Annotated in this window: 12 protein-coding genes; all 12 read right to left on the bottom strand. The window is 39.7% G+C overall.

The window, feature by feature from the left end:
• Nucleotide 1: 1 nt before the first annotated feature.
• Nucleotides 2-1,231 carry a dTDP-glucose 4,6-dehydratase gene (locus L6421_RS02680; RefSeq protein ID WP_237262924.1) on the bottom strand — a complete coding sequence of 410 codons (1,230 nt, stop codon included), beginning with the start codon at nucleotides 1,229-1,231 and terminating at the stop codon, nucleotides 2-4.
• 467 nt (nucleotides 1,232-1,698) lie between these two features.
• Nucleotides 1,699-2,175, bottom strand: coding sequence for a hypothetical protein (locus L6421_RS02675; protein ID WP_237262921.1), 477 nt, complete (start codon nucleotides 2,173-2,175; stop codon nucleotides 1,699-1,701).
• Nucleotides 2,163-2,462 (bottom strand): nucleotidyltransferase family protein, encoded by a 300-nt coding sequence (locus L6421_RS02670; protein WP_237262920.1) that lies wholly within the window; start codon nucleotides 2,460-2,462, stop codon nucleotides 2,163-2,165. The genes L6421_RS02675 and L6421_RS02670 overlap by 13 nt, the downstream gene beginning before the upstream one ends.
• A gap of 28 nt (nucleotides 2,463-2,490) precedes the next feature.
• Nucleotides 2,491-3,453 carry a dTDP-4-dehydrorhamnose reductase gene (gene rfbD / locus L6421_RS02665; RefSeq protein WP_237262916.1) on the bottom strand — a complete coding sequence of 321 codons (963 nt, stop codon included), beginning with the start codon at nucleotides 3,451-3,453 and terminating at the stop codon, nucleotides 2,491-2,493.
• A 55-nt stretch (nucleotides 3,454-3,508) separates the two neighbouring features.
• Nucleotides 3,509-4,009, bottom strand: coding sequence for an ATP-binding protein (locus tag L6421_RS02660; protein WP_237262915.1), 501 nt, complete (start codon nucleotides 4,007-4,009; stop codon nucleotides 3,509-3,511).
• 49 nt (nucleotides 4,010-4,058) lie between these two features.
• Nucleotides 4,059-4,643 (bottom strand): dTDP-4-dehydrorhamnose 3,5-epimerase, encoded by a 585-nt coding sequence (gene rfbC, locus L6421_RS02655; RefSeq protein WP_237262913.1) that lies wholly within the window; start codon nucleotides 4,641-4,643, stop codon nucleotides 4,059-4,061.
• A gap of 534 nt (nucleotides 4,644-5,177) precedes the next feature.
• Complete coding sequence (locus L6421_RS02650) at nucleotides 5,178-5,465, bottom strand: GIY-YIG nuclease family protein (protein ID WP_237262907.1); 288 nt, start codon at nucleotides 5,463-5,465, stop codon at nucleotides 5,178-5,180.
• Nucleotides 5,466-5,692: 227 nt separating this feature from the next.
• Nucleotides 5,693-6,577, bottom strand: a complete 885-nt coding sequence (gene rfbA, locus L6421_RS02645; protein WP_237262906.1) for a glucose-1-phosphate thymidylyltransferase RfbA — start codon at nucleotides 6,575-6,577, stop codon at nucleotides 5,693-5,695.
• Nucleotides 6,578-6,626: 49 nt separating this feature from the next.
• A complete protein-coding gene (locus L6421_RS02640) occupies nucleotides 6,627-7,727 on the bottom strand; it encodes a KpsE/RkpR family capsule polysaccharide export protein (protein ID WP_237262903.1) in 1,101 nt (366 codons plus the stop codon).
• A 6-nt stretch (nucleotides 7,728-7,733) separates the two neighbouring features.
• Nucleotides 7,734-8,384 (bottom strand): ABC transporter ATP-binding protein, encoded by a 651-nt coding sequence (locus tag L6421_RS02635; protein ID WP_237262901.1) that lies wholly within the window; start codon nucleotides 8,382-8,384, stop codon nucleotides 7,734-7,736.
• Nucleotides 8,381-9,166: an ABC transporter permease gene (locus L6421_RS02630; RefSeq protein ID WP_237262899.1), complete on the bottom strand. Its 786-nt coding sequence runs from the start codon at nucleotides 9,164-9,166 to the stop codon at nucleotides 8,381-8,383. The genes L6421_RS02635 and L6421_RS02630 overlap by 4 nt, the downstream gene beginning before the upstream one ends.
• 12 nt (nucleotides 9,167-9,178) lie before the next feature.
• On the bottom strand, nucleotides 9,179-10,861 hold the full coding sequence (locus L6421_RS02625; RefSeq protein WP_237262895.1) for a polysaccharide biosynthesis/export family protein: 1,683 nt from the start codon (nucleotides 10,859-10,861) through the stop codon (nucleotides 9,179-9,181).
• Nucleotides 10,862-10,866: the final 5 nt, after the last annotated feature.

Genomic DNA, 10,866 nt, shown 5'->3' with positions numbered 1-10,866 from the left:
CTTATTTTGAAAACCCTAACCTTTCTCTTTGATAACTTCCATCCTGCACATGTTTACACCAGGCCTGGTTATTTAAATACCACTGTACGGTTTTTTTAATCCCACTCTCAAATGTTTCTTGAGGTGTCCAACCCAGTTCTTTTTGGATTTTGGTGGCATCTATAGCGTAGCGCATGTCGTGGCCGGGGCGGTCACTCACGTAAGTGAGTAGTGAGTGGTGTGTAGTAAGCAACTGACCATCTTGGCTCTTAATACCGCGTTTTTCAGGAGGCATTAATTCATCTAGAATGTTACATATGGTTTTTACTACTTCTATGTTTTGTTTTTCGTTGTGGCCGCCTATATTGTAGGTTTCACCGATTTTGCCTTCTGTAGCGACTTTAATCAGGGCTCTGGCATGGTCTTCTACGTATAGCCAGTCACGGATTTGATTGCCTTTTCCGTAAATAGGTAGTGGCTTGCCTTCTAAAGCATTAAGAATAACCAACGGAATCAGCTTTTCTGGAAAGTGATAAGGACCGTAGTTATTTGAGCAGTTAGTCACCAGCGTTGGTAAACCGAAGGTTCTGTTCCAGGCTCTTACTAAATGGTCACTTCCCGCTTTACTCGCTGAATAAGGGGAGCTTGGAGCGTAGGCCGTTGTTTCAGTGAAGAGCGGCAATGCTTGGTCGTTAGTCGCTCTACTTTGGGAGATTGCCGCGTCGCTTTGTTCTCGACTTACCCTTGCAGGCGTCGAGTTCTTCGTTTCCTCGCAATGACTGCTAGTAAAATCATCAGGGTGAGGAAGATCGCCGTAGACTTCGTCTGTTGAGATATGATGAAAACGGAAGTTGGCTTTTTTGTCACCTTCAAGTTGATTCCAATAGGCTCTGGCTTGGTCTAGTAAAGTATAAGTACCCACGATATTGGTTTGAATAAACTCACCAGGACCATCAATCGAACGGTCAACATGAGACTCGGCGGCCAAGTGCATCACAATATCTGGTTGGTGTTGTTCAAAAACTCTTTTTACTTCAGTTGCATCGCAGATATCAACTTGTTCGAACGCATAACGTGAATCTTGATCGATGGTCGATAGAGATTCTAGGTTACCTGCGTAAGTGAGTTTATCGACATTCACTACATGGTGATTTGAATTATTGATGAGTTCACGTATAACCGCAGAACCAATAAAGCCTGCTCCACCGGTTACTATAATTTTTAATGATGAATTTTTAGTTTTTAATGACACTTTATTAATTCTCAATTTTTAATTTCTTGACTGTGTTGTTTTTGTTAATTGTCTTTAGGCTTTGGTCGATAGTCATTGCGAACATAGTGAAGCAATCTATTTACAACCCTTACTGTACTTTGCCTTTTTAGATTGCCGCGTAACTTCGTTACTCGCAATGACAGGTATTGGTGTCATTGCGAACGCAGTGAAGCAATCCATTCATGCCTCATATTCCTAGATTGCCGCTGGCTAAAGCCCTCGCAATGACTGTGTAGGTTTTGTCATTGCGAACGTTGTGAAGCAATCTATTTACAAACCTTACCGTACTTTGCCGCTATGGATTGCCACGTCGCTTAGCTCCTCGCAATGACGGTGTAAGGTTTGTCATTGCGAACGAAGTGAAGCAATCCATTCATGCCTCATATTCCTAGATTGCCGCGTCGCTTTGCTCCTCGCAATATCTGTGTTGCTTTTCTATCTTGAACTTATTCAGACTGCCTATCCTGATAAGTGTTCTTCAAATTTTCGTAAATAGCAAATAAGTCTATTCTTGCATCAAACACAGTGTTTAGCACTTGTGACATTAGCTCTGGCGAATCATCATATTCGTGCGCAATGGCGTTTCTAATTTCTCTTAACTGCTTCCATTGTTCGGTCGATTCAATAAGCCTGAGCTTTTCCAGTTTATTTAGAACATCTATAAACGGTAGAGTCTCGACGTCTTCTTCTAAAAAAGTCAACATCGCTTTAAACAGTCTCTGACCAATTGCATCCTGTAGTTTTGAAAAACGAAATATAAATTGGTCAATATGCTCAATATCTTCATCGGTTAGTTGTTTATAAACCTGTTCTGTTAATGGCAGTTTGTATGCAATTTTAGAATAAGCCGAATTTATTCGATATTGATGTTTATCACACTCATCGATTAACTTTTTTATTTTAATTTCAGCTAAATCTGACATATCTTGATACCCGTTCTTTGTACTTCTTGCTTCAATTCATTTGAAGCAAAAGGCTCTAACACCAAATCGATTTTTTGCTCACCAATCTTAGATTTCAAATCAACTAAAAACTTCAATTTAAGCTTAAACAAGTCATTAATAGGTTCAGAAGCGCTGACGTAGAGGTCAATATCACCCCCTTTTTTATTGTCGTCTACACGGCTACCAAAAAGTATAACCTCCCCCTTGCAAAACACGTTTATAAAACTGGATCTGATTGCTTGTATCTGCTCAGGTGACAACCGCATATTTATCTCCCAACATAATCATTCAAATTTAAGAAATATTCACTAAACATTTTTTTAAACTGTCTTTCCAGTATGGTATTTCTAAATTATAGGCTTGTTTAATTTTTGCTTTATTCATTAAGCTGTAATGTGGCCTTGTTGCAGGCGTTGGATAACACCTAGACTCTATTGGTAAAACAACGCAGGGTATTTTAGCGTATTCAAATATTGTTTTGGCAAAATCATACCAAGAGCAAACTCCTTCGTTAGAAAAATGAAAGACTTCATTTTTAGTGGGTGCATCACCTTCTGTCATCGCGAGCGTAGTGTGGCGATCCATCTTAAGCCCACTACTGGCTTCATAGATTGCCACGTCGCTTGCGCTCCTCGCAATGACAGTGCGGTCTATTATTTGCAAAATAGCTTCTGCTAGATCTCCAGCATAGGTTGGTGTACCCACTTGGTCAAAGATGATTCCTAGCTGCTCTTTTTCTTTACCTAATCTCAACATGGTTTTGACAAAGTTATTACCAAATTCTGAATACACCCAACTGGTGCGGATAATACAGCCTTTAGGGTTGATGGCTTGAATGGCTTGCTCACCTTTAAGCTTGGTTAAACCGTAAACGCTTTGTGGATCAGTTGCATCTGATTCACTATAGGGTTTGAAGTTTTGTCCGTTAAAAACATAGTCAGTGCTGATATGAATGAGCATTGCATCTTGTTGTTTTGCTATTTCAGCTAGCTGTTTTACGGCTAAGTGATTAATCTGATCTGCTAGACCGGGTTCAGACTCGGCTTTATCTACTGCTGTATAAGCGGCGCAATTGATAATGACATCGTATTCATTATTCGCAAAATAGGCTTGAATTGACTCTGCACTAGATAAATCGAGTTCATCTCTACCGACGAAGTGCATAGTGAACAGTGGGTAGTTAGCAGTTAGTTGATTTAAGCTTTGGCCTAGTTGACCATTTTTTCCTGTTACGAGTATTTTAATTTGATTTTGCATAATAACCGCCAGTTTTGGGAGCTCCTTTAAACTCTATTTTATCTTGTTCTTTTAATTACTTTAGCCAGCGCTCAAGTGTTTTAACGGGAACTGAAAGCTCTTTTTGCATTTGGGTAGAACGTAAACCAGGGTGCTTTGTAATTAAATTTAACAGTAAGCTTACACCCTCACTTACACCCTCACTTACACCCTCACTTACACCGCCACTCAGATCATCTACGATTCTTTGCTTATAAAGAGTCACTCTAAAACCATGTTGAAATTCTTCGAACCTGGGTTCAATCACATCATGTGCTAAGCAGGCCTGCTGAATTCTTTTAATGCCAGAGCCGTACTTTTCAATAATGCCCGCTTCTTTAAACATGTTAGTCACCCCTCTATTGCGTACTTTTGAGGAGTAGTCGCCTTTTAACAGTGCTTCTACACCTAACTGCAGTCCAAGAATTTGTTTATCATCTGCTACACCAACGACAATCTTGCCTCCCCCTCGCATTAGCGAAAGCAACGGCGGACTCAATAACCTCTTTTTGAAAAGAGGCCTTAAACTCAAGGACATCGGTTTCTCCTTGATTAATCAATTCTTGGATATAAACACTCATTTAAAATTATTCATAGAGGTTTAATTCAACATTAAAGATTGAACATTCGTCATTAATTTCTAACAGGCCTGGTTGTTTTTGGTCTTTGTCGGATAGTTTGAGTTCTTCTGCGGGTATTTGCCAGTCTATGTTTAGCAGCGGGTCATTAAACGCTAAGCCTCTATCGCACTCAGGGGAATAGTAGTTATCGACTTTATAGGCAAATATCGCTGTTTCACTTAACACCACAAAACCGTGGGCAAACCCTCTTGGGATAAAAAGTTGATGTTTATTGTCGCTACTTAACTCTGCGGTTACGACGTTACCGAAGGTTGGACTGCCCTGACGTATATCCACCGCAACATCTAACACTTTACCTTCTATGACTCTGACCAGTTTACTTTGAGCGTAAGGTGGTAATTGAAAGTGTAATCCTCTTAACACACCTCCAGTGGACTTGGATTCGTTGTCTTGAATAAAGTTAACCTGATGGCCTACGGCTTCTTCAAACTTGTCTTGACGAAAGGTTTCTACAAAGTAACCACGTTCATCACCAAATACTTTGGGTTTGATGAGAATAACGTCTTCGATGGTTTGTTTAATAAACTCCATTTTTTACCTTAATACTTTGTGTTTGTTTTATATTTATTATTGCGAACGCGGTGACTTTTTAAGGTTTGTCATTGCGAACGCAGTGAAGCAATCTATTACAACCCATACCTTACTTCGCCATTCTGGATTGCCACGGGCAAAAGCCCTCGCAATGACAGTGTGGGTGTTTGTCATTGCGAACGGAGTGAAGCAATCCATTCGTACCACACATCCCTAGATTGCCACGGGCAAAAGCCCTCGCAATGACAGTGTGGGTGTTTGTCATTGCGAACGCAGTGAAGCAATCTATTACAACCCATACCTTACTTCGCCATTCTGGATTGCCGCGGGCTAAAGCCCTCGCAATGACGGTTTGGGTTTTGTCATTGCGAACGGAGTGAAGCAATCCATTCGAACCTCACATCCCTAGATTGCCACGGGCAAAAGCCCTCGCAATGACGGTTTGGGTTTTGTCATTGCGAACGCGGTGAAGCAATCCATCCGAACCTCACATCCCTAGATTGCCGCGTCGCTACTCTCCTCGCAATGACGGAGTCATACTATTGCCGAATATAAATCTTGCCAATTAGGATTTGTAGCTTCAATTAGGGCTATTTTCTTTTTTCTACTTCCAGCTTTTAGCTGCTTCTCTCGTTCAATGGCAGTAACGATATCATCATATTGTTCATAATAAACAAATTGATCTAAACTATACCGCTTTGTAAAGCCATCAACTAGGTGGTTTTTATGCTGATAAATTCTTTGCACAAGATTGCTGGTAACACCTACATAAAGAGTGCCATTCTTTTTATTGGTCATTATGTAAATATAACCTTGCTTCATGTTTTTGAGATCCACCTGTCATTGCGAACGGAGTGAAGCAATCCACTCATGCCACACATCCCTAGATTGCCACGGGCAAAAGCCCTCGCAATGACAGTGTGGGTGTTTGTCATTGCGAACGCAGTGAAGCAATCCACTCATGCCACACATCTCTAGATTGCCATGGGCTAAAGCCCTCGCAATGACTGTTTAAGGTTTGTCATTGCGAACGGAGTGAAGCAATCTATTTATACTCTTCCTTCTTCTGCACGTTTTAGTAGGTATTGACCGTATTGGTTTTTGCTAAGCGGTTGTGCCAGCTCGATAAGCTGCTCTTTGCTGATGTAGCCCATCTCAAAGGCAATCTCTTCAATACACGCGACTTTCAGGCCTTGGCGTTTTTCAATGGTTTCAATAAAAGCCGAAGCTTCTAATAGGCTCTCATGTGTTCCTGTGTCTAACCAGGCGTAACCTCGTCCCATGGTTTCTAGTTTTAGACGACCTTCTTCTAGGTACATTTGGTTAACGGTGGTGATTTCTAATTCACCACGGTGCGAGGGTTTTACCTCTTTAGCTTTTTGAATGACGTCATTTGGATAGAAATACAGACCCGTTACGGCATAGTTGGATTTTGGTATTTCTGGTTTTTCTTCTAATGAGATTACATTACCATTGTCATCAAATTCAGCTACACCATAACGCTCTGGATCAGTAACGTGATAACCAAAGACCGTGGCTTTATTTTCTTGTTTGGCGTTTTGTACCGCATTGGCAAGTGTAGAGGTTAGGTCGTGACCGTAATAGATATTGTCACCTAACACCAAACAGGCATCGTCATTCCCTAAAAACTCATCGCCTAGAATAAAGGCTTGAGCCAAACCGTCTGGTGACGGCTGTACGATATATTCAAAACGCATACCGATTTCTGAACCATCGCCTAACAGACGTTGAAAACTGGTTTGATCTTCTGGGGTGGTAATAATCAATACTTCAGTAATTCCAGCCAACATCAAAACAGAAAGCGGATAGTACACCATTGGCTTGTCATAAATTGGTACTAGCTGTTTAGAGACCCCTTTGGTGATTGGATATAAACGTGTGCCTGAGCCGCCAGCTAAAATAATGCCTTTCATAAAATCACCCTTCTTTTTAGTACTTTTGTAGCTTGATACATATATTTATTTAGTCACGATGATCACGAATAATTTCGTAAATCATACTGAGAATAATGGTAACCAATAACAATAATAAAATCGTTACCGTGATGTTATACAACCTATTAGGCTCTATTGGATACTCAGGTATCGCGGCAGTCTGCGTAACTGAAACTTGCTTCAATTTTCTAGCGGCTTCGACTCTTGTTCCTTCAAGAGTCGCTAAAGCATTTGAATAGAGTTCTTGAGCGAATCTCTCTTGCAATAACAACGTTTCATACTCAGCAGAGACTTTATTTAGAGATTGGCCTTGTTTCGCGGTTAATTTTGAATTTTCGATAGCAATTTGCTTTTGAAGTGCCTTAATTTGACTATTCAACTTAATCATTTCTGGTGAGCGCTGACTTTGAAAATTACCTAAAACAGATTTCTGAGTGTAAAGTCCCGCAAGATCCGTTCTTAATTGAGAAATAATTCCGCTGTAACTTTCTACAGTCGATGTAGGTGAAATTAATTCATTATCATCTTGATAAGCAAGTACTTTAATACGTATTAATTGCAGGTTTTGATTTAACTTTTCAACTTGTTTTTCTATAAAACTTACCTGATCTGCTGCTAATTTTTGCCCCATTTGATTCATATGTTGCTCACCATATTTCAGCAGTCGATCCGTAATAGCTTTTGCTACCTCAGGCTTAAAAGCTGAAGACTTAACCACCAAAACACCTGCATAATCATCAAGCTCAATATTGATTCTTCTTAGATAATAATCATGAAAATATTCAATTGGCAGATTTGCTTCTCTCATTCTCGAAAAATAATCTATCGTCTCATCTGAAAAATGACTTCTTAAGTCCAATTCAGCATCTAATGCTTTCAACATATCTGTAGATAACAAAAAGTCTCTAAGTAGCAATAAATCGGATTTATTTGAAGTAGAGGTACCTGTCATTAAACTAGAAAAACTCAGTTCAGGCGGAGCAACATCAGGTGTTTGTAAAACAATATGAGCAGTTGATACATACCGATCTGTTGCAAAGAAGGACCAGTAAACACTTATTAAAATGGCTATTACTAAACTTAAAAACCAAATAGGATATTTTTTTAGAATTTGTTTATAGTTTTTCATGAATTTCTAACTTTGCTTATACGCTTTTAGCGCCTCATTAATATCATCAAACCATATTGCTTGACCATTATTCAAAAGAATCCCTGCCTCACAAAACTCTTTAAGTATGCCTTCAGCGTGAGAGACCATAATTAAACTTGCTTTACCCACTCTTTCTTTGAATATAGCGCGCGCTTTTTGTTTAAATTTATTATCACCTACCGCGGTTGCTTCATCAGACAAATACACATCAAAATCGAATGCTAAAGATAATCCAAATGCTAAACGGCTCTTCATCCCATTAGAATAACTTCTTACAGGTTCATCGAAAGACTTACCAATTTCAGCAAACGCCTCAACAAAACTCATCACCTCTTTAACGTTTTTATAACCATGTATATTGGCAACAAATTTAACATTCTGCCGGCCCGTCAATGTTTGCTGAAAACCGCCTGACAACCCAATAGGCCATGAAACTTTACTTGTTCTTATTATTTTTCCCTTATCAGGCAACTCTAAATCACCAATCATTTTTAGCAAAGTTGATTTACCTGCACCGTTAGGTCCAATCAATCCGACACTTACACCTGTTGGAATTGTTAAGTTAATGTTTTCAAGAACCCATTTATTATCGTTATGACCAGGGTATCTTTTATACAAGTTTTCAATTTTAATCACGTTGGTTTCACTTTATATGGATAGCGTAGATAGAGTGAGAGACCGAATAACAACATACCAAGCACCCAATAATATAAATATAAATAACTGACACCACTAATTGTCCAATACCCTTTAAGAAAAGCCTCTCTGAGCAGCTCTAAGCTATGCAGTACTGGGTTGTAAAGCAAGTAATGTTGTACCTCAACAGGCAAATTATTTATGGGAAAAATGACTCCTGATAAAAGCAATAAAGGCATCGTCATCATTCGGACACCTTTATCAATTCCTGGTATCAAAGCTGCAAGCATAGAAAATAAAACACCTGCCCCAGCCCCTAATAAAAAAACAGAAGTCCAAGCCACCATTACACCTAAAGGATCAATGGGGATAACATCTTGACCAATCAAACCAAATATAATTAGCAGTGTAATTAAGACAATTGTTCGCAAAAAACCTTCTACAAAGATTCTTACAAAAACAGTATCAATGGGCTTCACTTGGCGATAGCCAAACAACCCTTTATTAGCTGTAATAGCCGCCATGGCTCGTAATGCACTATCACGAAACATAAAAAAAGCAGTTAAACCAAGTATTAACCAAGTCACCCTATCTGAACCTGCAACAGTTTCTCCTCCACGAATAAATAGCCTAATAGACATCATAACTAAGATAAAAATGACGGGTTCAGCAAGCAACCAAAACCATGCATAACGACTAGTCATTACTCGAGACAACATCTCACGCATAAACAGCGCATACCATACACTTTTAGTTACTTGCCATGAGGTACGTTGTTGCATGGCTAAACGTCCTTAAAGGTCAAAAGCGACTTTAGCGGCAATTGCAAGCTGATACATAATTTGGGTAACGCTGGTCGCTAACTGAATATTTTTAGTCGGAACTTTAGGAAGGACTAAAATTTCATCGCCCGGTTTAATCAGCGCACTTGCATCTGCCAACACCTCTCCACTTTGACGAATCAACACAATTTTGTCTTCATCAGCTTGTTCAGTAAAACCGCCAGACTTATTAATATAGTCTTCAAGTGTCCAATTCTTTTGATACACCAGCGAAGTGGGTACTAACACTTGCCCACTGACTAAAATAGAATCGCTTTTGGTTGGAATAGTAATCACATCACCATCTTGTAAGCGTACGTCAGCAAGCCTTTGACCATTAGCAACAACCAAGCGACCATTAGGTTCAACCTGGCCTGCTCGCTTCACAAAATCCATGATTAGCTCCGCTTCTTTCACACGAATAGCGGCTTCTTCTGCCGTTGAGGATGTCGCGGTTAAATACGTTCTTTCTAGGCGCTTTAAGCTAGACTCCAACGATTGTTTTTGCTGTTCTACAATACTCTTACGACGAATAGAAACATTGTTTGAGGCCGCAAGTTCTTGATCGACGGCAATATTGGCCAATACTGTTTTTAAGCGTGTATTTTTAGGCACAATAAAACTCGACCTTCCTAAGTAACTACCCTCGACCTGTACCAGAATAGTTTGAGCCCGTTGATCTTGTGCAAATACGATTTGATCGCCATTTTGGATTAGTCGGTTTTTAAATTCGCTTAAATCCATATACTCAGTAACTGGGCCGGAGGAGTTAAACCCTCTCATCAGCACATGAGAAATGCCTGCATCTAACACCACAAATTGAAACAATTCATTGCCGAGCTCTTTACCGCTGGCTAATTCATACAACACCTCAGTCTCTTGGCTGTCTACCACGCTCACCATAGACCCGCGCTGTTGAACCACAATGGTATCGCCATCTTGTAATTGAATATTGGGCACTGCGCCATTGATTAAAAATGCATACACATCCAACGCGGCAACTTGCTTACCTTTACGCACAACATGAATGTGTCGATAGCTACCCGATTTGGGCTGAATGCCATTTGCTTGATTTAAATAATTGATAATGGAATCGGTCGGCGTACCTGAATATCGTCCTGGATTATTCACAAATCCGGTAACGTAAACCGAAATAGGTTGAACACCTTGTAACTGGGTGTAGACATTAACCCCTTCTGTATAGATGGTTTTAATAGCCGATTTTACTTTTGGCGTTAATTGAGAATTGGTTGTACCCTGAACATATACCGGTCCAATAGAAGGAATAAAAATATTGCCTTGTGAATCGACGGGTAAAACACGATCAATTTCAACACTCCCCCAAACTCTCACAATAATTTGGTCGCCTGGCAAGATTTTATAGTCTTGATTTAAACCGTCAGAGCGTAATCCCGAAAAACCACCACTAAAAACTTGCTCACCAAATACTTTTATTTGGCTAAGCGATTCTTGTTTAGATGAGTAGTTTTTACTGCTCCAGACGGTATTACTATTTGATACTTGCTGATCAACCTGTAAAGATTGCACTTGTTGGTCAGCGGGGAGGTTTCCAGCCGTTTCACCCAACGCGAAGCTATTAAAAGCGATAAAGCTAGATGTGATAAAAAATAGTATTTTTGTTAAACGTAACATCATGTTTT

Origin of the sequence: Thiomicrorhabdus immobilis, assembly GCF_021654855.1 — a bacterium.
GTDB lineage: Bacteria > Pseudomonadota > Gammaproteobacteria > Thiomicrospirales > Thiomicrospiraceae > Thiomicrorhabdus > Thiomicrorhabdus immobilis.
The sequence above is the reverse complement of the archived record's forward strand: the minus strand, read 5'-3'. Positions and strand labels throughout refer to the sequence as shown.

Bases quoted from the DNA above. Each gene is read 5' to 3' on its own strand.
- L6421_RS02675 (WP_237262921.1), bottom strand. From the start codon at position 2,175: ATGTCAGATTTAGCTGAAATTAAAATAAAAAAGTTAATCGATGAGTGT.
- L6421_RS02670 (WP_237262920.1), bottom strand. From the start codon at position 2,462: ATGCGGTTGTCACCTGAGCAGATACAAGCAATCAGATCCAGTTTTATA.
- rfbD (WP_237262916.1), bottom strand. From the start codon at position 3,453: ATGCAAAATCAAATTAAAATACTCGTAACAGGAAAAAATGGTCAACTA.
- L6421_RS02660 (WP_237262915.1), bottom strand. From the start codon at position 4,009: ATGTCCTTGAGTTTAAGGCCTCTTTTCAAAAAGAGGTTATTGAGTCCG.
- rfbC (WP_237262913.1), bottom strand. From the start codon at position 4,643: ATGGAGTTTATTAAACAAACCATCGAAGACGTTATTCTCATCAAACCC.
- L6421_RS02650 (WP_237262907.1), bottom strand. From the start codon at position 5,465: ATGAAGCAAGGTTATATTTACATAATGACCAATAAAAAGAATGGCACT.
- rfbA (WP_237262906.1), bottom strand. From the start codon at position 6,577: ATGAAAGGCATTATTTTAGCTGGCGGCTCAGGCACACGTTTATATCCA.
- L6421_RS02640 (WP_237262903.1), bottom strand. From the start codon at position 7,727: ATGAAAAACTATAAACAAATTCTAAAAAAATATCCTATTTGGTTTTTA.
- L6421_RS02630 (WP_237262899.1), bottom strand. From the start codon at position 9,166: ATGCAACAACGTACCTCATGGCAAGTAACTAAAAGTGTATGGTATGCG.
- L6421_RS02625 (WP_237262895.1), bottom strand. From the start codon at position 10,861: ATGATGTTACGTTTAACAAAAATACTATTTTTTATCACATCTAGCTTT.